Source organism: Nostoc sp. WHI, from assembly GCF_015714725.1.
Taxonomy (GTDB): domain Bacteria; phylum Cyanobacteriota; class Cyanobacteriia; order Cyanobacteriales; family Nostocaceae; genus Nostoc.
Genome location: NZ_WBKM01000258.1, coordinates 43,385 through 68,832, shown reverse-complemented (window position 1 = coordinate 68,832; position 25,448 = coordinate 43,385). Strand labels below are relative to the sequence as shown.

The 25,448-nt window shown below is 39.6% G+C and carries 25 protein-coding genes; 18 read left to right on the top strand and 7 right to left on the bottom strand.

The features are described from left to right. Positions 1-291 precede the first annotated feature (291 nt). The 5 genes from F8S12_RS26410 to F8S12_RS26390 all read left to right on the top strand — a co-directional run bounded on the left by F8S12_RS26410 (position 292) and on the right by F8S12_RS26390 (position 6,860). Positions 292-1,035: a carbonic anhydrase gene (locus tag F8S12_RS26410; protein WP_196519256.1), complete on the top strand. Its 744-nt coding sequence runs from the start codon at positions 292-294 to the stop codon at positions 1,033-1,035. Between the two features lie 931 nt (positions 1,036-1,966). Continuing rightward, entirely contained in the window at positions 1,967-3,475 is a 1,509-nt protein-coding gene (locus F8S12_RS26405; protein ID WP_196519255.1) for a UbiD family decarboxylase, read from the top strand. 91 nt (positions 3,476-3,566) lie between these two features. Beyond that, positions 3,567-4,352, top strand: coding sequence for a DUF4058 family protein (locus F8S12_RS26400; protein WP_196519254.1), 786 nt, complete (start codon positions 3,567-3,569; stop codon positions 4,350-4,352). A gap of 23 nt (positions 4,353-4,375) precedes the next feature. After that, positions 4,376-5,161: a DUF4058 family protein gene (locus F8S12_RS26395; RefSeq protein WP_196519253.1), complete on the top strand. Its 786-nt coding sequence runs from the start codon at positions 4,376-4,378 to the stop codon at positions 5,159-5,161. A gap of 91 nt (positions 5,162-5,252) precedes the next feature. Next, a complete protein-coding gene (locus F8S12_RS26390) occupies positions 5,253-6,860 on the top strand; it encodes a tetratricopeptide repeat protein (protein WP_196519252.1) in 1,608 nt (535 codons plus the stop codon). 63 nt (positions 6,861-6,923) lie between these two features. Here F8S12_RS26390 and F8S12_RS26385 read toward each other — a convergent pair whose 3' ends face one another. Beyond that, entirely contained in the window at positions 6,924-7,415 is a 492-nt protein-coding gene (locus F8S12_RS26385) for a type II toxin-antitoxin system VapC family toxin (protein WP_331001450.1), read from the bottom strand. After that, a complete protein-coding gene (locus F8S12_RS26380; protein ID WP_196519250.1) occupies positions 7,370-7,618 on the bottom strand; it encodes a hypothetical protein in 249 nt (82 codons plus the stop codon). The genes F8S12_RS26385 and F8S12_RS26380 overlap by 46 nt, the downstream gene beginning before the upstream one ends. 189 nt (positions 7,619-7,807) lie before the next feature. Here F8S12_RS26380 and F8S12_RS26375 point away from each other — a divergent pair, with 189 nt between their 5' ends. The 8 genes from F8S12_RS26375 to F8S12_RS26340 all read left to right on the top strand — a co-directional run bounded on the left by F8S12_RS26375 (position 7,808) and on the right by F8S12_RS26340 (position 13,981). After that, positions 7,808-8,725: a cytosolic protein gene (locus F8S12_RS26375; RefSeq protein ID WP_196519249.1), complete on the top strand. Its 918-nt coding sequence runs from the start codon at positions 7,808-7,810 to the stop codon at positions 8,723-8,725. Positions 8,726-8,838: 113 nt separating this feature from the next. After that, positions 8,839-9,063: a hypothetical protein gene (locus F8S12_RS26370; protein ID WP_230968286.1), complete on the top strand. Its 225-nt coding sequence runs from the start codon at positions 8,839-8,841 to the stop codon at positions 9,061-9,063. Positions 9,064-9,306: 243 nt separating this feature from the next. Continuing rightward, complete coding sequence (locus tag F8S12_RS26365) at positions 9,307-10,941, top strand: tetratricopeptide repeat protein (RefSeq protein ID WP_196519247.1); 1,635 nt, start codon at positions 9,307-9,309, stop codon at positions 10,939-10,941. A gap of 80 nt (positions 10,942-11,021) precedes the next feature. Further along, a complete protein-coding gene (locus tag F8S12_RS26360) occupies positions 11,022-11,741 on the top strand; it encodes a Uma2 family endonuclease (RefSeq protein ID WP_196519246.1) in 720 nt (239 codons plus the stop codon). A gap of 52 nt (positions 11,742-11,793) precedes the next feature. After that, a complete protein-coding gene (locus F8S12_RS26355; RefSeq protein WP_196519245.1) occupies positions 11,794-12,039 on the top strand; it encodes a DUF433 domain-containing protein in 246 nt (81 codons plus the stop codon). Positions 12,040-12,046: 7 nt separating this feature from the next. Next, positions 12,047-12,403, top strand: a complete 357-nt coding sequence (locus F8S12_RS26350) for a DUF5615 family PIN-like protein (protein WP_196519244.1) — start codon at positions 12,047-12,049, stop codon at positions 12,401-12,403. 148 nt (positions 12,404-12,551) lie between these two features. Next, positions 12,552-13,109 carry a hypothetical protein gene (locus tag F8S12_RS26345; RefSeq protein ID WP_196519271.1) on the top strand — a complete coding sequence of 186 codons (558 nt, stop codon included), beginning with the start codon at positions 12,552-12,554 and terminating at the stop codon, positions 13,107-13,109. A 422-nt stretch (positions 13,110-13,531) separates the two neighbouring features. Beyond that, entirely contained in the window at positions 13,532-13,981 is a 450-nt protein-coding gene (locus F8S12_RS26340; protein WP_196519243.1) for a pyridoxamine 5'-phosphate oxidase family protein, read from the top strand. Positions 13,982-14,328: 347 nt separating this feature from the next. Here F8S12_RS26340 and F8S12_RS26335 read toward each other — a convergent pair whose 3' ends face one another. After that, a complete protein-coding gene (locus F8S12_RS26335; RefSeq protein WP_196519242.1) occupies positions 14,329-15,324 on the bottom strand; it encodes a PRC-barrel domain-containing protein in 996 nt (331 codons plus the stop codon). Positions 15,325-15,382: 58 nt separating this feature from the next. After that, a complete protein-coding gene (gene smc, locus F8S12_RS26330; RefSeq protein WP_196519241.1) occupies positions 15,383-18,997 on the bottom strand; it encodes a chromosome segregation protein SMC in 3,615 nt (1,204 codons plus the stop codon). A 233-nt stretch (positions 18,998-19,230) separates the two neighbouring features. On the opposite strand from smc, the gene F8S12_RS26325 reads away from it, so the two are divergent. From F8S12_RS26325 to F8S12_RS26315, 3 genes are read left to right on the top strand one after another with little or no spacing between them, the layout of a single operon-like run. Continuing rightward, a complete protein-coding gene (locus tag F8S12_RS26325) occupies positions 19,231-19,581 on the top strand; it encodes a DUF433 domain-containing protein (RefSeq protein ID WP_196519240.1) in 351 nt (116 codons plus the stop codon). Continuing rightward, entirely contained in the window at positions 19,559-19,924 is a 366-nt protein-coding gene (locus F8S12_RS26320) for a DUF5615 family PIN-like protein (RefSeq protein WP_196519239.1), read from the top strand. Before F8S12_RS26325 ends, F8S12_RS26320 begins: the two co-directional genes overlap by 23 nt. A gap of 54 nt (positions 19,925-19,978) precedes the next feature. After that, entirely contained in the window at positions 19,979-20,617 is a 639-nt protein-coding gene (locus tag F8S12_RS26315) for a restriction endonuclease subunit R (RefSeq protein WP_196519238.1), read from the top strand. A 125-nt stretch (positions 20,618-20,742) separates the two neighbouring features. On the opposite strand, the gene F8S12_RS26310 is transcribed toward F8S12_RS26315, so the two are convergent. Next, positions 20,743-21,186, bottom strand: coding sequence for a BON domain-containing protein (locus F8S12_RS26310; RefSeq protein WP_196519237.1), 444 nt, complete (start codon positions 21,184-21,186; stop codon positions 20,743-20,745). A gap of 460 nt (positions 21,187-21,646) precedes the next feature. Here F8S12_RS26310 and F8S12_RS26305 point away from each other — a divergent pair, with 460 nt between their 5' ends. Both F8S12_RS26305 and F8S12_RS26300 read left to right on the top strand, forming a co-directional pair. Further along, positions 21,647-22,567, top strand: a complete 921-nt coding sequence (locus F8S12_RS26305) for a ribonuclease D (protein ID WP_196519236.1) — start codon at positions 21,647-21,649, stop codon at positions 22,565-22,567. A 368-nt stretch (positions 22,568-22,935) separates the two neighbouring features. Further along, positions 22,936-23,778 (top strand): tetratricopeptide repeat protein, encoded by an 843-nt coding sequence (locus tag F8S12_RS26300; protein WP_196519235.1) that lies wholly within the window; start codon positions 22,936-22,938, stop codon positions 23,776-23,778. A 459-nt stretch (positions 23,779-24,237) separates the two neighbouring features. Here F8S12_RS26300 and F8S12_RS40980 read toward each other — a convergent pair whose 3' ends face one another. After that, complete coding sequence (locus F8S12_RS40980; protein WP_230968285.1) at positions 24,238-24,411, bottom strand: hypothetical protein; 174 nt, start codon at positions 24,409-24,411, stop codon at positions 24,238-24,240. A gap of 95 nt (positions 24,412-24,506) precedes the next feature. Next, the gene (locus F8S12_RS26290; RefSeq protein ID WP_196519234.1) at positions 24,507-25,067 is read right to left on the bottom strand and encodes a nitrate transporter; all 561 of its coding nucleotides are present in this window, start codon (positions 25,065-25,067) and stop codon (positions 24,507-24,509) included. Between the last annotated feature and the right edge of the window lie 381 nt (positions 25,068-25,448).

Here is a 25,448-nt window from a genome sequence, read left to right as displayed (position 1 = left end):
GGAAATACAAACAATAGATCGTTTTGGCTTTTGACACGAATTATACTCTTTCGTAACCAGAAGATGATGTATGAGAAAAACTGTCCTATTTATGGCTAACCCTGATTTTAAATTTGACAAATGATCTCAAATTTACTTGAGGCGCATAATAGTCAATCTGTACTGTAGATAAGTTCTAAATTACCATGCGACGTAAAGATTAAATGACTCTTAAATCGTGTAAGAGCGTACTATTGCATCTTGCTTGAGTCTGATATCTTCCTGACAATACATCAGTTGTCAGGAAAATTCATGAGTCGAATTAATGGATTTGTAGGGCGACGTGATTTCTTAAAATTCGCAAGTGTGGTAGGTATTGCGGCTACTGCTTTTAGCGATGCCTACGGCGGGCTACGCCTACGCTTTTGGAGTACACAACAAATTGCTGTTGCTGATATTCATCCAGTTAACCCTAATGCAGTCAGTCCCAATGAAGCTGTAAGACGCTTGCTGGATGGTAATCAAAGATTTATCCATCAAAAACGCCAATATCCTGATCAATCACTAGAACGTCTGCGATTAGTTGCTAAAGCTCAGTATCCTTTTGCTGCCATATTGGGTTGTGCAGATTCTAGAGTACCTGCGGAAATCGTCTTTGATCAAGGGCTTGGAGATTTATTTGTCGTGCGAGTTGCTGGTAATGTCGTCAGTGACACGGTTATAGGTAGCCTGGAATACTCTACAGCAATATTGGGTTTGCAGTTGATTGTAGTTTTGGGTCATAGAAGATGCGGTGCAGTAGCAGAAGCAATCAAAAACGAACCACTTCCTGGCAGAATGGGTTTGATTATTGAGGGCATCAAACCATCTATAGAAAGAGTAAAGTTAAGAACAGATGATAATATGCAAGATGCGGTTATAGCCAACATTCAATATCAGACTGAAAAATTGCAGGAAAGCTCAACAATTTTAGCCAAATTGCTCCGTGAAGGTAAACTAAAAATTGTTGGGGCTTGTTACGACATTGACACTGGTAAAATCAACATTATTACTTGAATATCTCACACCCTTTAGGTTTATTATTCTGAGTTTAATGAGCTTGTAAAAAATTATTAGCTATAAAATATTTTCTGACTACTTATACATAAACACTCTTAGGTTAAGGGTTTCGACTATTTTGCAGGAGGGAATGAATGCGTGAATTACTTAAATAAACTAGCAAACAAAGGAATTTAGTAAGTCAAAGCTTATTTGACTTGCGGAAAATACCAAAATGAGTAAGTCAAAGCTTCTTTTTAGTAAGTCAAAGCTTCTTTGACTTGCGGAAAACACCAAAATCAGTAAGTCAAAGCTTCTTTTTAGTAAGTCAAAGCTTCTTTGACTTGCGGAAAACACCAAAATGAGAAAGCAAACTGGGGTTTGAGTAAGTCAAAGCTCATAATGAGTAAGTCAGAGCTTCTTTTGCTTACTAAATATCAAGTTTTGAGAAAGCCATGAGCCTTTTTGCTGATTAAATATGAATTTAAGTTAAATCTACGTGAGTTCGATGAGTTTACAAATACCAAATATCTATTAGGTAAAAAACCAATAAGTTTCTAACCTAAGCGTATTGACTTATACATTGGTTAGGGGTGTACATTTGTACGCCCCTACATCTCATTTGTAACAAATAAACCTAGCAGGGGACATATAACAAGTCCGCCTGCTAGGAAGGTATAGTATATTTTGGCCATGTTTGATTTGGTTAACGCTTATTTCTAAAAAATAATTGCGTATCCTTAGATACAATAACTGAATACTTTGAAAAACACAGTTAAGAAAACTTACCAAATAGGTTAATTTACAATTAAATCCAACAATTACCCGAGTGGGGGAAATGAGGGGTACAAGTTCTTTGTCTTTTTTTAATGCCCCATACCCAATGACAATTGATTAATAATATAAGAAAGCGCTTCACACTTCTTAAATAATCATCTTTACTAAAACAATGGCGAGAGACTTACGGGGATTCATTAAAATTTTAGAAGAAAGGGGACAATTACGGCGTATTTCAGCTTTAGTTGACCCAAATTTAGAAATTGCTGAGATTTCCAACCGGATGCTACAAAAAGGTGGCCCAGGGTTGTTGTTTGAAAACGTCAAAGGCGCTTCCTTCCCGGTGGCGGTAAATTTGATGGGAACTGTAGAACGGATTTGCTGGGCGATGAATATGCAGCATCCAGAGGAGTTGGAAACTCTGGGGAAAAAATTGAGTATGCTGCAACAACCAAAGCCGCCGAAGAAGATTTCCCAAGCGATAGATTTTGGTAAGGTGCTGTTTGATGTGGTGAAAGCAAAACCAGGGTGGGACTTTTTCCCAGCTTGTCAGCAAGTGGTGCTTCAAGGTGATGATTTAGATTTAAACAAGTTACCCTTGATACGCCCTTATGTTGGTGATGCTGGCAAGATTATCACGCTGGGGCTGGTGATTACCAAAGATTGTGAGACGGGTACACCAAATGTCGGGGTGTATCGTTTGCAACTGCAATCTAAGAATACGATGACAGTTCACTGGTTATCGGTGCGGGGTGGGGCGAGGCATTTGCGAAAAGCAGCCGAACGTGGGAAGAAATTAGAAGTTGCGATCGCACTTGGTGTAGATCCTTTAATTATCATGGCAGCAGCTACGCCCATACCTATAGATTTATCAGAATGGCTGTTTGCTGGACTCTATGGTGGTTCGGGTGTGCAGTTGGCGAAATGTAAAACTGTAGATTTAGAAGTTCCCGCAGATTCCGAATTTGTCATCGAAGGGACGATTACACCGGGGGAAGTCTTACCAGATGGCCCTTTTGGAGATCACATGGGTTATTACGGTGGCGTGGAAGATTCGCCGTTGATTCGCTTTGAGTGTATGACGCACCGGAAAAATCCGATTTATTTAACAACATTTAGCGGTCGTCCACCTAAAGAAGAGGCGATGATGGCGATCGCACTAAATCGCATTTATACGCCCATATTGCGGCAACAAGTATCAGAAATTGTCGATTTCTTCCTACCAATGGAAGCTTTGAGTTACAAAGCCGCAATTATTTCTATAGATAAAGCATACCCAGGACAAGCAAGACGGGCAGCTTTAGCGTTTTGGAGTGCTTTACCACAATTTACATACACAAAATTTGTAATTGTTGTGGATAAAGACATAAATATTCGTGATCCGCGTCAAGTTGTATGGGCAATTAGTTCCAAAGTTGACCCAGTGCGGGATGTATTCATTTTGCCAAATACACCTTTTGATACGTTGGATTTTGCTAGTGAGAAGATTGGCTTAGGTGGACGCATGGGAATTGATGCAACCACAAAAATTCCGCCCGAAACAAACCATGAATGGGGTTCGCCTTTGGAATCTGATCCAGATGTGGCGGCGATGGTAGAAAGGCGATGGGCAGAGTATGGTTTAGCAGAATTGCAGTTAGGAGAAGTAGACCCAAATTTGTTTGGCTACGATATGAGGTAATATTTTGGAGCGCTGCGCCGTACTCTCACCGATAACGCACCCTACATTTAAAGTTCTTAACTGGTAAATTTCCCATTTAGTTGCTATTGTTATGCCTTCTCCATTTCCAGGAATGAACCCATATTTAGAAGATCCTGCATTATGGCAAAAAGTTCATAAGCGCTTGATAGTAGCGATCGCAGACTCGTTATCTCCTCTACTACGTCCTAAATATATAGTGGACATCGAAGAACGAGTGTATCAAACAAGTGGGGAAGACGCTCTCTTGGTGGGTATTCCTGATGTAGCGGTGCAGCGTCAAAAAAGTGTAATAAACTCAGAAACAGCGAATGTTGCGATCGTCTCACCTCCAGTTGAAGCTATGACAGTAACAGTTCCTATGCTCGAAACTGTTAGGGAAAGTTATTTGGAGGTGCGAGAGGTAGCGACAAGAGAAGTAGTGACAGTGATTGAAGTCTTATCCCCCAAGAATAAACGCCCTGGAGAAGGACGGCGCGTATACGAGAGGAAGCGCCAGCGAGTACTGGGAAGCTTTACTAATCTAGTTGAAATTGATTTGCTGCGTGACGGTAAACCAATGCTAGTTTTCGGGGATGGTACGCAAAATGATTATCGAATTTTAGTTTGTCGGGGTAAAAATCTTCCCCAAGCTGATTTATATGCCTTTAATTTGCAAGATGTAATTCCTTCATTTCCCTTGCCTTTGCGAACTGGTGATAGTGAACCGTTGGTAGATTTGCAGAGTTTATTAGCTGGAATTTATGATCGTGCAAGTTATGATTTGGTAATAAATTACAGTCAAGAGCCAGCATTACAATTGTCAGAACAGAATGCTGTTTGGGTAGACGCATTGTTGCGGGATAAAGGACTGCGTTAAAAAAGAAAATAGGAGTTAAATAAATGCCTTCTATCTTTCATGGAATGAACCCCTATTTAGAACATCCTGAATTATTTCCAGGATTACATCACTTGCTAATTAGTGAAATTGCCAGGTTTTTATCTCCCCAACTGCGTCCTAAATATCGAGTTGCTGTAGAGGTGCGGATGTATGAAACTACTGATGAGAATTCCCTGCTTGTTGGCATTCCCGATGTGATTGTAAAAAGTCGGCAGACTGTAACTGATTCTACAAATACAAATGTAGCAGTAGCCGCGCTGACATCTAAACCTATAAAAGTCAAGATTCCGATGCCAGTAACTATCAGAGAAGGATATTTAGAAGTACGAGAAGTAGGAACAGAGGCATTAGTTACTACTATTGAAATTCTATCTCCTACGAATAAACGTCCGGGTAAAGGACGGCAGACATATCAAGATAAACGTGAACAAGTATTAGCTAGTCGTACCAATTTAGTCGAGATTGATTTATTACGTAAAGGCGAATCAATGCCAATGATGGGCAATGATATTCAGAGTCACTATCGAATTTTAGTTTGTCGTGGCGATCGCCGTCCTTATGCTGACTTATATGCTTTTAATTTACCAGATATAATTCCACCTTTTCCCATGCCTTTGCGTTCTGGAGATGGGGAACCAGTTATAGATTTGCAGACATTGTTAAATGAGGTATATGAGATTTATGGTTATGATTTGGTAATAGATTACAGTCAACAGCCAGTACCAGCGTTATCAGAAGCCGATGCAGCTTGGGCGGATGCACTGTTGCATGAGCAAAAGTTACGATAGTGCGATCGTTTATAAGAATTTGAGATTTATGTTCGTTAATTGGGAATACTAACTTTGGATTCCTAATTAGATAAAATCAAATTCTCCCAAAATGGACTGGATAACTACACTTAGGGCACAACAAGCTGACTTTATCGAAAGACTAAAATCTGGTTGCTTATTATATTGTGATAAAGAAGGTCAACACAGTGAATTAACTGTCATCTCTGGGGATAGATTAGAGAGACTACGGCATTTTTGCTGGCAGATGGCTGAAAAGTATAAGAAAACCTCTTCAGTCCGTGATGTTTTTATTAATAACTTAAAAGGAAAACTTGGTGAAGAAGTTGTCAAAGACCGTTTAGGGAAATTAGTGACAGAAATTGATTATGAAAAAAAACTTAGTGGGGATGGCAAAGTAGATTTTACCCTAAATTGTAACCCATCTGTGGGTATTCAAGTAAAAGCTCGTCATGGCAGTATTGACACGGTGAAATGGTGGATTAGCAAAGAGGAAATTGATAAAAATACTATTTTAGTGTGTATTTTAATTCAAGAATCAGTCAATGAAGCGCAGCCTAAGTATAATCTTGTATCGGCTGGCTTTTTGCCTACCAGTATGATTGATATTACTAATGGTACAGCTTCATTAGGGATAGATGCATTGCTATATATTAGTGGTTTACACAGCTATATATCAAGCTTGAATTCTCCTAAAGATAAAGTTCTTTTGGCAGACAATAAAATCGCAAAAGACAAAATTGAATATGAGCAGAATGAGCATAAAAAAGATATCAATATAAAATATATACAACATCAGACTATTAACTTAATAATTGATTATTTCCTACTTGGCAATTTATGTCTAGAACAAGATGATTATCAAGGTGCATTAATTAACTATAATCAAGTTTTACAACTTAATCCAAATATAGCTGATGCTTATCTAGTCCGTGCTTTTACTCGTTGTCAGTTAGGGGATATTCAAGGTGCTAAAGGAGATTTTGAACAGGCAATTTTAATTAATCCGGTTGATGCTCAATTGTACTTGAATAGAGGAAAATTTCACTATAATATAGGAAACATTAATAATGCTATTGAAGATTACAATCAGTGCATAAAAATTGATAATCATAATTTCTATGCTTTTTTCATGCGTGGCAAAATATATCATGAAATAGGAAATAAAAAAGCAGCTATTGAAGATTATACTCAGTCACTAATAATTAATATTAAATCGGCTGAAGCTTACTTTAATCGAGGTTTGTTGTATTATCAGACTAGAGATACACAGAAGGCAATTGAAGATTTTACTCAAGCAATAAACATTGACAATAATAAAATTGAAGCTTACTTTTGGCGTGGAATTGCTCGTTATGATAGACGAATAGATAAAGGAGCTATTATAGACTTTACTCAAGTAATAAAGCTAGACCCAAATCAAGCTTCAGCGTATGTGAGGAGAGGTATTGTTTTTGATGAGATAAGGGAATACGAGAAGGCCATTGAGGATTTTGATTCAGCACTCATAATTAATCCTAACTTTGCCGAAGCATATGAAAATCGAGGGGCTACTTATCGTCAGTTAGGGCATATGCCATATACAATTAGAGATTTGCAAAAAGCTGCTAATTTTTACGACAAACAAGGTAAGGACGAAGCTTATCAAAGAGTACTAGATATGCTTAGGCAAGTTTATGAATTACAAAATTTTCTATAATTAATCATTACAGTTGTGAACGCCTGTAAGATTTGCGATCGCACTCCCGTTATAAAATTCAACTTAAAGCCAAAATTCCCAAGCTAACTCCCTCACTTGTCTCATCCGCTCAAAATCGCTGTCTTGTGAAACGATGGTCAAATGATGACGCAAAGCGATCGCAGCAATCCACAAATCGTTGTCACTAATCCCTAGTTGTTCGATTGTGGTTTTTCTGCGCTTATTTCTTTCCTTCGGGCCAAAATGAGCAATGATATCCGCTTTAAATTCACCATAGATATCGGCGGTTTCTTCATCTACAAAATATAAGCCGATATCTTTCAAAAATTCTTTGACACGCGCCAGATTCGCCGACCTTTGTTCTGAATTCTGTGCCATAAAAATCAACTCTCCACGGGTGATAACACTGGTGGTTATCAGTGATTCACCCACTTTGGTTACTCGGCGCAGTATGTCAAGGTTTCCGAAAATTATGGCACTACAATGATTAGTGTCGAACAGGTACAAACTCAAAACTCCAATTGGGAGCGGGATTCGTAAACTAAGCGCAAACATTCCTCAAAATCATCGCCTTCCCATGTACCAGCGTGTCTGAGTAGAGAGCGACCTGAAGCTGGGCGAAACGGTGGGGTAGGAAGCAAAGATGATTCTGATTCATCAGGAACAATAATTACACGAACCTTATGTCCAGTGAGTTCTGCGCTGTGGGTAACAATTTCTTCCCAAGTTCCTTCTAGTTCTAATGGTTGCGATGTCATGATGTTTCCTTCAGAACTCTGGAGTATCTTATCTAGTCTATCTCAAAGAATGCGAGACGCTACGCATATCTTGCTTCTCCGTAGGGGTACAACAGGCTACGTCTACGCACTTTTATACCCTTCACTAGCAATCAAAACTCTGGCATAATCAGACATGCCGCACCTAAAAAACTAATGTAAATCTTGCCAATGTCCAACGATGAATATGACAGTCCGTGGAAAGAAGCTATAGAAACCTACTTTCAAGAGTGCATAGAATTTTTCTTTCCTGTAGCTGCGGAGGGAATAGACTGGAAGCGAGGCTATACTTTTCTGGACAAAGAGTTACAGCAAGTCATTCGAGATGCAGAATTGGGGCAAAGATTCGTTGATAAACTCGTTCAAGTCTGGCGACGTAATGGCGAAGAAAGGTGGGTATTAGTCCATCTGGAAGTTCAAAGTTATGAAGAAAGCAACTTTGCCCAGCGAATGTATGTCTACCACTACCGACTCTTTGACCGTTACAATCGGTCTATAGCTAGTCTAGCCATCTTAGGTGACGATCGCCCCACATGGAAACCAAATCAGTTTAGCGATGAATTATGGGGTTGCGAAGTCAAGTTCAAGTTTCCCATTGTCAAACTACTTGAATATAGCCAACAATGGGGAGAATTAGAAGCAAGTTCTAACCCATTTGCTACAGTAGTTATGGCTCATTTGAAGGCAAAGGAAACACGTCAAGATAACCGAAGCCGCAAACGGTGGAAACTTGATTTAACGAAACGACTCTACGAAAAAGGTTATCAGCGCGAAGATATCATCAACCTATTTCGATTTATCGACTGGGTGATGAAATTACCTGAAGAATTAGAGAATAGTTTTTGGCAAGAAGTAACTCAATATGAGGATGAAAAGAAAATGCCGTATATTACCAGCATAGAAAGAAGGGGTATGAGAGGAGGGTTACTTCAAGGCATTGAAATCGCTTTGGAATTAAAATTTGGTAGTCAGGGGCTAACAATATTACCAGAGATTATCCAGATCCAGAACGTAGAGATATTAAAAACTGTTCTCACCAGTATCAAAACTGTGAATACTCTAGAAGAACTCCGGCAAGTCTATCAATAATTTACGACTCAAATTCGACTGTAAAATGACTGCCGATATTAAAAAAATCGAGTGTATGGGTGATATGATTACAAAAGAATTAGATAAAAATTTTTGGCAATAAATAACTCACTATGAAGAATAAAATGTCGTATATTAGCAGCGTAGAAAGAAGGGCTATTGAAAAAGGTATTGAAGAGGGAAAAATAGAAGGACTCATTGAAAGTCTTGAAGTCTGTTTAGAACTGAAATTTGGCAGCGAAGGTTTAACAATATTACCAGAGATTGCCCAAATACAGAACGTAGAGATATTAAGGGCTATTCTCACCAGTATCAAAACTGTGAATAATGTAGAATAACTCCGGCAAATCTATCAATAAATCACTACTCATACTCGACTGTAAAAAGCAGCGAGGTCTGAGACACAATGCTATGTCTTAATACACCCTCAGTCTCTGGTAATTTTAAAATATTAAGTTAAATTAAGAATTATTGCAAAAGAATAAACAATTTTTGGGAATATCACCCAAGCTAATTAAAAGGTTTACGACAACTGGATATTTTAATAGAATAATCTCATCAAAAGATTCGCAGAAATATAAATGGACTGGATTACACTACTGCGATCGCTACAGTCTGATTTTATTAAAAGGTTAACATCTGGTTGTCTGCTTCATTGCGAAACAGAAGGTCAATATAGTGAATTAACTATCATCTCTGGAGAGAGATTAAAGGCACTACGGGCATTTTGCTGGCAGATGGCTGAGAAATATAAGCGTGTTTTGCCAGTGCGTGATGTTTTTATCAGCTATCTTAAAGGAAAATTGGGTGAGGAAGTTGTCAAAGAACGTTTAGCTGGTTTTATTACCGAAGTTGATTATGAAAAGCGCTTTGGCGGCGATGGTAATATAGATTTTACCTTGACTTCTGACCCATCTATTGGTATTGAAGTTAAATCTCGTCATGGTAGTATTGATAGAGTTAGGTGGTCAGTTAGTTCTGAAGAAGTGGAAAAAAATGCAGTTGTAGTTTGCATTTTGATTCAAGAGGATGTGAGTGAAGCACAATCTGAGTACCATCTTTTTTTGGCTGGTTTTCTTCCAACCCGGATGATTAAGTTGAAGACTGGTAAAATTTCATTTGGGATAGATCAATTACTCTATGGTGGTGGTTTATGGTGCTATCTAGAACAGGTACAAACTTCTATTAATAATTCTAGGCAACAACCACCAATTTATAAATATCTTCCAAAGCAGGAAACGCCACCTCAGCCAACTAATAATCAGTTAATAAAATCTTCCTCTCAACCTAATATAGAGAATTATTTACATTATCGTGATGAAGATTTAAATTTACTTTCCGCCCGATTAGGTGATGAATCTTTCGAGAAAGGAGAATATACAAATGCGATCGCTAGCTATAATCAAGCATTAAAAGTTAATTCTAGCGATACTGATTTATATTATAAACGAGGATTAGCTCACTATCAAATAGGCGATTATGTAACTGCGATCGCAGATTACTCTCAAGCAATCCAAATGAATCTTCATGATGCTAAATCTTACAATAAACGAGGTTTAGCTCTATATCAAATAGGGCGATTAGAAGAAGCAATTAATGATTATACCCAGGCGATCAGAATTAATCCTAATGTTGCCGTAGCTTACAAAAACCGTGCTGAAGCTCGTTCTCATATAGGAGATAATCAAGGAGCAATTGAGGATTATACCCAGGCTATTAAAATTAATCCCGATTATGCTGATACTTACAAAAATCGTGGAATTGCTCGTTATTTATTAGGAACTCAACCAGGATTTACCCAAGCAATCAAGATTAATCCTCAAGATGCTGTAGCTTATAAAAATCGCGGTAATGCTCGTTCCGATTTAGGTGATTTTGAAGGAGCAGTTGAAGATTATACTCAAGCAATACAGATTAATTCTAATTATCCAGATGCTTATTACAACCGTGGTAATGCTCGTTCAGATTTAGGTGATTTTGAAGGAGCGATCGCAGATTATACTCAGACAATACAGATTAATTCAAATTATGCAGATGCTTATTACAACCGTGGCAATATCTATTTAGAAATGGGAGATAAACAGCGAGCAATTGAAGATTTTCAAAAAGCGGCAGATATTTATCGTCAAGAAGGTAAGCTAGAAGCACTCAAAGATACAAAAAACAAAATATTAGATTTAAAAATAGAAGAATCATTAGATATTTTAAACTTTTAAAAACTCACTCAATTCGGATAAATAGCAATTTACAGCTACGCTAAACTCATAACAATAACCTTGATTAAGCGTCTATAGTCATGTCCCTAGCCAAAGATTTTGAGATTTCTGAAGATATTATTATTCCACCTACTGACTTATGGAGTGATGAACCACCCTTGGAAAGTGACTTGCACCGACAGCAAATGCAGCTATTAATAGAATCTTTAGAACACTTCTGGAATGAACGTAATGATTTCTATGCCAGTGGCAATTTAACAATTTTTTACAATCAAGAACAAATCAAATCACGCGATTTTCGCGGGCCAGATTTTTTCGTAGTGTTGGGTTGTGAACGTAAACCCCGCAAAAGTTGGGTAGTTTGGGGAGAAGGTGGCAAAACTCCCAATGTCATTGTAGAAATCCTCTCTGACAGCACAGCTAATGTAGATAGAGGACTGAAAAAACAAATCTACCAAAATATCTTTCGTACACCCGATTATTTCTGGTTTGACCCCGAAAGTTTGGAATTTATCGGATTTCATCTAATTGATGGTCAATACCAACCGCTAGAAGCAAATCCCCAAGGGTGGCTGTGGAGTCAGCAGTTACAGCTATATTTGAGCATATATGAGCAAAAACTGCGTTTCTTTACTGTTGAGGGTGAGTTGATTCTAACAGCAGCAGAATATGAAAAGAGACAGAAAGAATTAGCCCAACACCAAGTAGAGTCGGAACGTCAGCAAAAAGAATTAGCTCAGGAAAGGGCTGAAGCTTTGGCTGCACAACTTAGAGCTTTGGGAATTCAACCAGATGCTTAGTTTAAATCTTTGACTATTGTCACTTGCAAATTATCAGAGGTAGGTAGTAAAAATGAACGATAAAAAAATACTAGAGCGGATTAAGTTTGACAAAAATATTTTGGCTGGTAAACCAATTATTCGGGGACTAAGAATACCAGTAGCAATGATTTTAGAATTACTAGCCAAGGGTTCTACTAATCAAGAAATTCTTGAAGATTACCCAGAATTAGAACTAGAAGATATACAAGCAGCCTTATTTTATGCTTATTATCTTGTTTCTCAAGAAGAGGTTTTAGACAGAGTGACTACGCTTTAGACCATATATGAAATTTTTAATCGATGTCAATGCTAGTCGCGCCTTGGGTAATTGGTTGCAAGACATCGGTCATGAAGTGGTTTATGTAAGTGACACTGACCCCGAAATGAGAGACGAGCATATTTTAGAATGGGCAGTTATGGAACAAAGAATTATTATGACTACAGATAATGACTTTGAACAAATGATTTGGCAGCAAAGAAAGCGTCATTGTGGAGTTTTACGTTTAGAAAATTTACCTCGTGAAGCGAGGAAAGTGTTATTAATAGACGCTTTAAAGTTACATAGCGAAGATTTACTTAATGGCAGAATCGTGATTGCTATGAAAAATAAGTTTCGGATTCGTCAGGCTAATTTTGAATAGGTTGCTTAAGAATATTTTAATTTATGAGATGAGAATGAAATAGCCTTGCCTTAAATCTTTGGTATTTGTTCATCTGTAAAATGCGTAATTTGATATTCAAAAATGGGTATTACAAATAAGTATCCATAGATGGAATAGGTTTGTAATGATGATTTTAAGCTTCAGAAATATCAGTGCTGTGTGTGTCGTATTTTTATTAGCCAGCGCTAGCAGTTTTCATAAGTCAGCTATAGCCAATACCAACAATCAGTTGCAACTGATAGCACAGCAGAGTAAAACCCAGCCACACCCAGTTTTTAAGTCAATTCTACCCAAATTAAAGCAAAAAACTCAGATTCGGATTCTGTTGCCGAAATTTATTCCTGAGTCGGATGGCGAAAACCCAATTTACGCAATTATAGAAACTGCCACGCAAAAAAGGTACGATATCTTACTGGGTTTTAGTCCCGCCTGTACTGGTGGAACTGCGTGTCGTTTGGGTGTACTTTCGGCTGAAGCAGTAACCCGCAAAACACCCCGCCTCATTGGTAAACGTGTATCCTTAGCTAAATCCATCACTGGCTATTTTGTAGATTTTACTTGTGGCGCGAATTGTTCAGATGCTACCTTGACTTGGCGACAACAGGGTGTGCAATATACTGTTGGGTTGAAAGCTGGCGATCGCACCTCTCTAGTAAAAATGGCTAATTCTACCATCAATCCCTAAATATCAGGGACTTAGCCAGAATATCTGCCCTAACCCTCTAAAAAAGTGGGTTTTTGAGTTTGGCACAAGCTTTTACTTCATATTATTAAGAGTTACGTGCTTATGACTTATCAGGCATTATTTAATGCATGTATACCTTTCTGGTTGGAATGAATATGAATCCTTACCTGATAAATACCCAAAATCAGCCTAGCAAAATAGTTTTATCTAACTTTGGTTAGAGGATTAAGTCTTAGAACTTATCACAATGATGTATGTATACGAATGGTATTTACAATAAGCTCAAATAACCAATTTTTAGAAGCATTGCGATCGCTATTGTTTTTCATCCTGCCATCAAGGTATGAAAGGAAGTAGGCACAATGTCAATAACAGATTTACAACTCGATTAATCAATTAAATCTTTATTCTGGGGAATAATCATGTTAGATATCGATGAAATGGGCACAAAAGAGATGCATGATCTCTTGCAGAAAGTAGGACATGGGCACTTAGGTTGTGCACTTGAAGGACATCCCTATGTTGTGCCTATGCACTATTATTTTGAAGAGCCAAACATCTACATCTTCACCACGGTTGGAATGAAGACCAAATATATGGACGCGAATCCAGAAGTATGTTTACAAGTTGAAGAAGTCCACGATCTAAAACATTGGCGCAGCGTTACTGTGACGGGTCGAGCCGAACACATCACAGAGCAGCAAGACATCGATCGCGTCATGCAATTTGTCAAAACGCAAAATCCAACGCTTTCGCCCGCTATTAATCGAACCTGGATTGATGCCTGGGGTCGTGCGGAAGTCATGGCGCTCTACCGTATCCATCCCAGTGAGATGAGTGGACGAACCACTGATGGAGCCAGCAGTCAGTGAGAGCTATTTGTCAGGGAAAATCGCAAAAATATCAATAAATCTCATCATCTTGCTGGATTATTGGTTGATTATGCTGATGAAATTTATTTTGCAGATGGGAAACTCTAATTGCATCAGTAATAAATAATCAATCATGAAGGTCAATCTCATAATCGATTTTTTCCTATTTATTACTACTGAATTAGGACTTACGCAAACAATAGCCAAAAAGAATGATTTTTAGGTAGGGGCAATTCATGAATTGCCCCTACAGCGTGTGTTTTGCGTAAGTCCTATGAATTATTTCATACATAAAAAGCCCCCTCTTTGGTTTCAAAGAGGGGGTTAAAGTAGGGTAAACTTTAAACTTAATATCCGCCTTCTTCTTCGTATTCTGGCTGTTTTTCCTTGACTTTCTTGGGAATATTCACGGGCTTCGGCGCATCTTCCCAAGCATCGCCCTCTACGTCGTCATAATCATCGTATTCCTCAACGTATGGCTTGCTGTAGGGCTGGGCTTCGTACTTTAGTGGCTGCGGTTGTTGATACCTATCGCTGCCCGTTGCCTCGCTCCAGTTATTTTCTTCCTCATCTTCTTCGTATTGAATAGATTCATACTGCCGCGCCTTCATGACTTGGCGCTGTGGTCTTTCTTCTTCCACATAGTCTTCATTCCATTCTTCTTCCCGCGCTACGGGTTCAGGGGCGCGAACTCTCTGTCTGGGTGACTGCAATGGCACTCCAGGAGGCAGTTGATTGGGTGGTGCAACTTGGCGTGGCGGAGTGTAGCCGTATTCTTCTTGTTCATCCCGCTCCCACGGCGCTTTGCCGATACCCAGGCGCTCTAGCAAACCAACTGTCAACTGGTTTACCCGTTCTTCGGCTCCCTCAAACACAATCAATCGATTGGGGCCAGTGCTGACGATATCATCGACTGAAAACTCGTAAGTACTCAGAAATTGGTCGGGAATTTGGGGCAATCCTAAAGAAGCAATGACTATAGAGTTAATCTTCCCGGTTTCGCCGTTGAACTTAAAGCCCCGCACTTTACCTAATACTTCGCCTGTCTCTGTAATTACTTCCCAGTTAATCAAATTACTGAGAGTTTCAACTTCGATATCTTCAATTGCATCTTCATTATCAACCAAAATGACATCACCAATTTGGCTGATGTTGTTGAGGTACATATAGCGCGGTATGCCCGAAATAGAGATCAGGCTGTCTCGCAAACCAAGAGCCACAACCTCTCGTTGATCAATATCAACCCAGACTTGACTGACGATGCCTAACCGCTTGCCGTTGTCGCGGGTAATCACCTGGGTATTTAATATATCGGAACGCCTAATTATCTGTTCAGAGGTCATTCTATACCGAGTCCTGATCTCGAATCCGGTTTATCTTTACACTATTATTAACTAAAAATCAAGCAGATGTATTGGATGATTGTAACTTAATCCCCAAAACTTGAGTGTAAGCTCCTCGTGCTTGAGTAACGCCAATTGTGCGTTCGGCTGATTCTATCATCGGACGACGCAAACTAACAACTATAAATTGCGCTTGTTGTGACTGTTGTTTAATCATTCTAGCTAATCGTTCTACGTTTGCCCCATCTAAAAACATATCTACTTCGTCAAAGGCGTAAAATGGCGATGGGCGATAGCGTTGCAGGGCAAAGATAAAGCTCAAGGCTGTAAGTGATTTTTCTCCTCCAGACATGGAAGCTAGGCGCTGTACTGGTTTACCTTTGGGGTGCGCGACTAAATTCAGTCCACTGTTAAAGATATCTTCGGGATTTTCGAGTTGTAGGTAGCCGTCGCCGTCGGAAAGAATGGCAAAAATAGATTGAAAGTTTTCATTGACAGCATCGAAAGCTTCTTTAAAGGCAAGTTGCCGCAATGTGGTAAAACTCTCAATTCGCAAAAGTAATTCGGTGCGTTCTCCTTCTAGCGTCTGTAATTTTTGTGTCAATTCTTGAAGGCGGTTGTGGGTGCGTTCGTATTCTTCCAACGCCAGCATATTCACTGGTTCCATTGCTTGCAAGCGTTTGGTAAGCGATCGCAATTCTTTCTGCAATTCTTCCAAATCTACCTGATCTGGAACTTCCGGCAAGGGATTCGGTAATTCTGCTCCCACATCCCGCAACTGATTTTGCAAAACAACAAGTTCCTCCCGCCGCTTCTCTTGGGTTTCTTGGAGTTTTTGGATTTCCCATTGCAATTGTTGTTGGCGCAGAAGATGCGATCGCAATTCCTGTTCTGTAGTGTCGCGTTTTTGTTTTTCTTCTCCCAAATTCTGCTCCAATTGACTCAGCGTGGCGCGGGTTTGGGCGATTAGAGTGCTGAGTTCTGAGTTCTGAGTGCTGAGGGAAGTTAGTTGATTTTGTCGTGCCTCTTGCTCACGATGATATTGGGTAATTCGCTCCTCCCCCTCTTGGGTTTTCTCTTGCAAACGTTGTTGCTGACTTTCCAAATTTTTTAATTTTTGTTCGGCTTCCCTTAACGCTGCCTCTCGTTGTTGCAATTGTTGCTCTTGAATTTTGATTGTTCCTTGGATTTGTTGCCATTCGCTGGGAGTTTGGGATGCTTCCAACTCAGCTAAAGCGTGTCGCAATTGTTGCAACTGAGTTTCTTGTCCTGGTAATTCCCGCTCCAAAATTTCTAATCGAGATTGAGCAGTAGCTAACTTTTCGCTGTTTTGGGCGAGTTGCGATCGCGTCCCCTCTAATTGCCCTGTTAAACTCTTAATATCTTTCTGCAACTGTTCCCTTTGCAACTGCTGTTCGCGCCGCGCCTGACGCGCTTCCGTCACTTCCTGCGTCAGTTTTTTTGTTCTGGTTGACAAAGTAGCGATCGCTTCAGTACAACGCTCTAAAACTCGCTCAATGTCCACCAAGCGACTTCTTAAAGCGATCGCTTCATCAGATTCCGCCGCTTCACCAGTACCAAACCGCAACGCCGAACGCTGAGTATTGCTACCACCAGTCATTGCACCACTGGTTTCTAACAATTCTCCGTCTAAGGTAACGATGCGGTAGAGTCCGATGTTTTTCCGCGCCGCCTCTAGGTTGGCAAATACCACCGTGTTACCGAAAACATAGCTAAATACATCTTTGTAACGGCGATCGCAATCGACTAAATTAACAGCATAGTTAACGAAACCGTTAGCAAAACGCAGCGTTGCATCTTGAGTAAATTTGGGAGCGTGAATTTTATTTAGGGGTAAAAAAGTCGCCCTTCCTGCACGTTTCTGTTTGAGCAGTTCAATCCCGGCTGCGGCGATGCTGTCATCTTCTACCACAATATGTCCCAAACGTCCACCACCGGACATTTCCAAGGCTAGCTGATGGCGGGGTTCCACTCTTCCCAACTGCACAACTAAGCCACAAAGTCCAGGCATTCCTGATTGCAAGATGACTTTACTAGCTTGGGTTCCTTGGACTTCTTGCTGTGCTTGCGTTTGCGCCTCTATTTTATCTAACTGGCGTTGTTTTTCCCGTTGTTCTAGCAAAAGCCGCTTTTGGGTTTCCTGTTGAATTAGCAATTCTTGTTCTGTAGCTGAGAGATTTTGGGCTAAATTTTGGATCGGTTCGCTAGAGGCGTTAAATTCTGTTTCAACTCGATTACACTCAGCTTGTTTTTCTGCTAGTAGCGGTTCGTCGCGTTCAATTAAATGGGTTTGCTCCTGGATAATTTGCTGGAACTGGTGATTGCGTTCCCTGAGTTGTGCTTGTTCTGTACGTTGGGGTTCTAGAGTTTGCAGCAGAGTTTCAATTTGACGGTTAAATGCTGTTTGTTGCTGCACCCACGCTTCCGAAGCCGAGGCAATTTCTGCTGCTGCTTCGCGGGAACTTTGTAGCGTTTGCTGTGCTTCATTTCTTTGTTGCTGGGAAAACGCGATGAATCGCGTCTCTACAAGCTGGGTTTCGGCACTTTGTTCTAGGGAATGACGGTGTTGTTGAATCTCTTGCTGAGTTTGAGCCAGACGTTTGGCAGTTTCTTGAGAAGCTGTTTCTAATTCCGTTAACTGACGCTGGAGTTGTTTACGTTCTGCTTCTTGGGTAGCGAGGGTAGATTGTACCGCCAAAAGTTCATCTTCTCCCAATGCTTTGACATGAGCATTGAGTTGTTCCAGTTGATCCGTTTTTTGGACGATTTCGGAATTTAGGTTTGTGAGCTGGGTAGTAAGTTCACCAGAATTGCGATCGCCACTTTGAATTTCGTTAACTAACTTTTCTTGTTGTGCTTGTAGCGATCGCCATGATAAAACAGCTTCCCAAGATTGCTTTGCCAGAAATTCCGTGCGAAGCTTTTGATATTTCTCAGCCTTCGCACGATCTTGAGAAAGGCGATCGCGCTGTGCAGTTAATTCCGTCTCAATAATCCGACAGCTATCTTCCTTTTCCTTCACCTCATCTAAAGTTGATTTAGCTTGGATAATCTTGCGATCGAACGCCGCCACCCCAGCCAACTCATCAATAATTTCCCGACGTTCCCGCGTATTCATTGAAATAATGCTGGTGACATCCCCTTGCAGCACCACATTGTAGCCTTCAGGATAAACCCGCAGCTTACTTAGTTGCTCATGCAACTCCGTCAGCGTACAAGCTTCACCATTCATATAGTAATTCGATGTATAAGTCCCTTGGTGAGTAACTCGCAGCCTTCTAGTGACACTCCATTCAGTTGGGGAATGGGGAGTAGGGAGTGGGGAGTGGGAATTCTCCTGATCTTCCTCCCTCTGCGCCTCTGCGCCTCTGCGTGACACATCATCCGACAAATCAAACGTTACCGTCACGCTAGCCTCAATAGAAGCCCGTCCCTTAGCCGTTTGAGTATTATTTACCAAATCCGGTAAGCGATCGGCTCGCATTCCCTTAGAACTGGAGAGTCCCAAACAAAACAGCAGTGCATCTAAAATATTCGATTTACCCGAACCATTTGGCCCAGAAATGACAGTACACCCCGGTAGCAGAGGGACTGAGGTAGTGCCGCCGAAGGATTTAAAGTTCGTAAGTTCCACGCGCTTGATGTGCACCATAAACGCTGGTTAACTGGGCTAATGAAGAACAAGTGTATCAACTAATTGAAGATTGGCAAGAGGGTAAGGGGGAGGAATTCAGGATTATCGAACCGCAGAGGCGCAGAGAACGCAGAGGGGGGAAGGAGAATCGTGGTTCCGAGAACACTGATTCCAGTCTCATTATTTATTGCAACAGTATTTTACAAGTATGTAAGATGATTTTAGGGGTAGATATAATAATCAGCTAAATTATGCAACTAGAAGATTACTTCGATTTTCAGCGTCCTGATGATATTCGACTCAAAGGTACAAGAGTAGGAATTGAAACCATACTCTATGATTTCATCCATCGCGCTCGAACTCCAGAAGAAATTTCCCAAAGTTATCCATCAGTAACTTTAGAGCAAGTATATGCAACTATTCTCTATTACCTGCATAACAAAGAAGCAGTCAGTGCTTACATAGCTGATTGGCTAGAACATAGTCATCGAATGCGAGAAGAACAGCGACGTAATCCACCGCCAGTTGTAATCAAATTGCTAAAACTGAAAGCTGAAAGAGAAGCGATGAAAAAAGTACATGACTCTCAAATATCTTCTTGATGAAAATGTTGATAAAGTCTACAATCGACAATTTGTTCACCGCAACCCTACCTTAATGATGTGGGTAGTTGGTGATCCTGGCGCTCCTCCCAGAGGCACACTAGATCCAGAAATATTATACTGGTGTGAGGAACATAACTTTCTTTTAGTCACAAATAACCGTACATCTATGCCTGGACATTTAGCTGAACATATCGCCCAAGGGCGTAATATACCAGGTCTTTTTATTTTGAATGATAAATTAACCATCGGTCAAACTATTGATGAATTAAGTTTAATTGCTCAAGCATCTTTTAATGATGAATATCAAAACCGAATTATTCACTTACCACTGCTTCAATAGCGATAATATAATCTTGTGTAGTTATTTTTATAAAGACTATAAAGGAGTAAATTCATGACTACTACTTTAGACGCAAGAAATCTTAGCCTGGAAGACGTTCAACACTTACTGAAATTTGAAGAACAGTTAAATGGCTCAATTACACCATTACTAGGACTGGAATCACTCACAGACTTTGAACAACAAGAACTGTCACAAATACGCAATCTATTTCGTAGTTACTATGCAGCAGGTAAAATCTCGGAAGGGCAAATAAAATTTCTCTTCCTTGCACCATTAATGAAGTTAGCTGGCTTTTATAATTCCAGTATTAAAATTACTTTAGAAGAAAATATTGTTGGTATTTCCGTCGAAGATGAAGATACAAACATCAAAGGACGGATGGATATTTTAGCTATTAATAAGACTCAGGGAAGAGTAGTAACTACGCCCTTTTGGATTTTAGTGATTGAATCTAAAAATAGTAGTTTTAATGCCTCAGAGGGTTTGCCACAATTGCTTACCTATGCCTACAAAAGTCTAGAAAATCAAACATCAGTTTGGGGTGTGACTACCAATGGAATGGATTATCAGTTTGTCTATATACAGCAAGGAAATCCCCCTATTTACCAATTATTGCCAAAACTAGATATAACTCGCTCTGAATCTTCAATCGAGTTGTTGCAAGTCCTCAAATCAATATGCCAGTTGTAAGGCGTTTTCTCCCTTATTTAAGCAAAAAAACAGGGCTTACGCAGACGTAAATCCTGTTTATCTTTACATGACGATGTAAGCTGATTTAGCTATTGCACTGTTAACTGAGAGCTTCAGTTATTCTTTCATAGCTTTTTTACAGCTTCAACTTTTGCTTCCACCTTCACCATCTTTACACCTTGAACTTCCTTAGCCAAGGTTTCAGCTTTCTGGAGTTCTTCAACAGAAGCCACTGTGCCTTTGAGGATAATTTCATCCTCTTTATTTTCAACTTCTAACTTATTTCCTGGTAAGCCTTTATTCAACTTTTTACTAACTTCAGTTTTTAAGTCGCCATTGGCTTTTGTTACTGCTATTTTTTCAGCATCGGTTTTAACTTTAGTGTTGCTATTAACAGCTGAAGGAGTAGTTTTATCCGCAGTTTGATTTGTCTGCGAAGCTGGCTTTGCTGGCGCTTGAGCGGCTTCATTAGTGCTAGGAGTATCCAAACCAGTTTTAGGAGCCTCTTGACAGCCAAAAGTACCAACTACCAAAATACTGCTAACTAGCAATGGAATTAGCTTTTTCATTATCTATCTCCGAATTGAATACTTGAAGCGATTAATTGAGGTGTGTGTCACGGTGAGGAGCAAATGTTAAAAAAAATTAAATGTAAAGCAGCAAAAGTGCTGAACAAAGCACTGAGGTTACTGAAAATTGAAACCTGGACGATTTTTTGAGGCTAAGATTTTGCAGCCAGTTTTGAGAAGCGTCAATTCAATTTTCCTAACAACTGCTAATCAGTATAACTCTGCATAGAGTCTGTGCCTTTTTGCCAATTTGATGTAGATGCTAAGTAGCTATATTTAAGGTTAGACTATGCTGCCCTACAGTCGTCATTCGATGTTATCAGATTTGAGTCAGTTTGGCGATTGAAACTCAAAACTTCAGCGTTTTTACAATTCTGTGCAAACAAATTGACCAACAAAATGTTACTTTAGAAAACTATGGCTTGCTTACAATGCCCTAAATACTAGAAAATATTAGCCAATGCCGTACCTTACTTCCGCCAGCGAAATTAGTGCTACTGTCGCTGAATATACCAATGCTAAAACGTTGTGGATAGATACAGAAGTGGCTGACTATAAAAGTCGTAATCCCCGACTATCGCTGATTCAGGTATTAGATAATCCTAAAGATATGAGTGGCGATCGCGTCTATCTTTTAGATGTCCTAGATCATCCTGATATTATAGCTGAATTTATTGAAAAAATCATGGTAAATTCTACAATTGAAAAAGTGTTTCACAATGCTAGTTATGACGTAAAATTTCTCGGTAACAAGAAAGCCAAAAATATTACTTGCACTTTGGAAATGTCCAAAAAAATTCCTTACTATCTTTTGCCATTACCTAACTACCAACTTAAGACTATAGCTACAGCACTTTGTAGCTTTAACAATATTGACAAACAAGAACAAAAAAGCAATTGGGGAAAACGTCCCCTAACTGAAGAACAGATAGAGTATGCTTACCTAGACTGTATTTATCTTGCTCAAATCCACTTAAATTTGTTAGGGTTACAAACCCAAGCTAGTCCCGATGCCGCAACGGAAAATTTAATCTCACTAAGTGCCAGATACTCACAACTTGAGCAGCAATGGAAGTTGTTGAATTCAGAATTTGAGCATTTGCAAGAACGCATAAAAAAAGCCATGCAAGCTCAAAATATATCGGAAACTTCTGATTACAAGCTGACTAGTTATGAGCGCACTACAGTTAAAGTTAATTTTCCAGAATTGGCAAGGTTAGCACAAACTCAAGGTATTAATTTAGATTTTCCGATCACATTAACTCAGAAACTCCAAAAAGATTTAGGGCAAAATCTGGAACAACTATCTGTAGATATTGAAAAAAACACCTCTTGGCGGCTAACTCCCAAAACTCAAGTGAGTGAAACTGAGGATGAGTAAATTGTTCACATCGCTACAAATGCCAGAATTTATAGAGTTATGGTTTAGAAGAAATCTTAATATTTTAAATATGTTTTTTCAAAAAGTATCCTAACAAACATTATAAACAGTGGTTTCTTTTTCAGGAATCCATTACTAAGAGTCGATTTATAAAGTAAATCTTAAGAAAGAGCAAAAATTACGAGTTTTATAGATGTTTTTTAATTGTTCCTATACATAACCATTAAATAAAACTATTGAATATTAGGTAAATTAGTCAATTGATTTTACACTTATATCAAAGGTGAGAGTAATTATTGAGTTAAAGAATTAAAATCTAGATTTTGGTAGTAATTTTGTTCAGGCGTTATGGCAGTTTATATTAACTTATGAAACGGCGTTTATTTGGGCAAAAGCGAACAAGGGTAAATACTTTATTTACCATAGCTATTTTTACTACATTGACTGCAATTAGCAGTGTTTCTTGTAGTAGTAATGACAATGTATTGGTGACAGAAATAGGAGTCAGTCCACCTAGCCGTAGTTCAGCGACAACATCGAAGGGTGGGGAGTTCTATATTCAGGGAAAGAATCAGCATTTAAACGGCGATTTACAAGCTGCGATCGCTTCATATAATAAGGCAATTGCTCAAAATTCTCAATATGGCGCTGCCTACAACGGCCGGGGATTAGCCTACTTTGATTTGGGAGACAAAGAAAAAGCGATCGCAGATTACAATCAAGCACTTCGCATCAACTCCAACGATGCCGAAGCCTACAATAACCTGGGGAATGCCCGCGCCTCACTAGGCGGCAACAGAGAAGCAGTTAAAGATTACAGTGAAGCGATTCGCCTGAATCCCAACTATGCCGAAGCCTACAATAATCGCGGCAATGCCCACGCCTCACTAGGAGAAAAAAGAAGGGCGCTAGATGATTTTGACCAAGCTGTTCTTCTCGACCCAAAATATGCGATCGCTTATAATAATCGCGGAAATGCTCGTGCTACCAATGGAGATCCACAGGGTGCGATCGAAGATTACAATGAAGCTATTCGTCTCAATCCTAACTTTGCCCCTGCCTACAATAATCGGGGAAATGCCCGCGCCACCAATGGAGACAAACAGGGAGCGCTTAAAGACTTACAACAAGCAGCAAGCATTTTTCAAAGTCAGGGTAACAACGATTTATACCAACAAGTGATGAAAAACATCAAAGAACTTGGACAGTAGGCAAAAGCACAGCCAAGGCAATAGAATTCGCGGCTACACAAACAAAGTCTGCCTGCGCGGACTTTTCCCAAAGGACTACGGTGTACACAAGTCAGATCAATACAGTTCGATTAAGGTTTTTTGATGAAAATTATAGATTGTAGAGACGGCGATTTATCGCGTCTCTTGTCTTTTCATCTCTCCCTATTATCCGCTTAATCCCTGCAAATTTTTTAAAGTTACTGCATAACGTAAGGTAAATTAATTTTTGCAAGTCGATGCAACTAAGATGCATGTCAAAAGACTTGTGCGTGTACCGTAGTTTTTGAAGACGCAATAAATCGCGTCTCTACATGAGGGCTTTGGGCTTATCTGAACTGTTTCGCCGCTCAGAACTTGTTTGTGCGTTGACAAAATCACATTCTAGAACCAATGTGGATGCGAGCCTCAACTTCCGCAAATTTGTCTAGTGCTTGCTGTTCAGTACTCAATAGTGAAACGACAATCGCCACAATAAAAGAAAGTGGGATACTGTTTAAACAAAATACCCAGCAATATCGCCACAACTGCCAAAATCGTAGCAAAGGAAACAGCTGCTATAAAACCTAAGAAAGCATCACCACCGAGAAATTCTGCCAACATCGGTGCAGCCATGTTACCACCACTACCAATTTGCTTGATGGCATCTTTTAGACTTTTAAAACAACCTCTTAGCTGGCAAGGTACTAATCCGCAAGCCTAGATAAAGTTTAGGAAGATTTTTTCCCATCTGAAACCATTTTCGAGAGAATATATGCTGTGAAATCTAATAACTGATCCAGCAAAAGGCCAATAATACCGATGTAGAGTATCGCCTCGATTATCGAATCAACGTTGCCATTTTTATAACTATCCCAAACGAGAAAGCCAAGTCCTTTAGGGCCTGTCAACATTTCTGTGGCAATAACTGTAAACCAGGCTACCCAAATACCAACTTTCAGAGCATGAAATATATGAAATATAGCTACTCGAAAGTTATTGTTCTGTCTATGGAAATGTTGCATACCTATTGCCGTATTAATGATCATCGTCCAGAGAGTTCCCAGAAAAACTACTACAACAGCAGCCGGTTCGCTCTCTCTAAACACTATTAGGGCAATAGGTAGCAAGGCTATAGGAGGGATACTATGTGGTATCTGAAATATCCGTCTGAATAGCTGATACATCATGCTATTCAATCCAATTAAATAACCGATGAGACTACCCAATACAGCGGCTGGAATATAACCGACAAATAACCGTTGTAGGCTAGCTAAAATGTCTAAAAACATATTATTTTCTCTGCCTCAGTTCTCATTGAAAATATCTGGGAAATACTGCGGCAACAATACAAAACAGCGAATAAAAAAGTGATTTTGATTACACTTCCTCTTTTGCCAACAGAAAATTTTTTATATCTTCTCTTCTTTGGCAGTTACTCAAACAAGTTTAAGTATTCTAAGAGGATGTTTGAAAAGTCGTAAAGTATACTAGAAACCCCTCTCCAAACCTCTCCCCGTTGGCGTCAGCCTGTCGTCAGACAAGCGGAGAGAGGCTTTGAAACCCCCATTCCCTTGTAGGGAAGGGGGGCTAGGGGGGTTCGGTTTCGAGGCTTTGATGTTACCAAAAATGCTTTTCAAACATCCTCTAATGATGAGATAAGAGTAGTACCA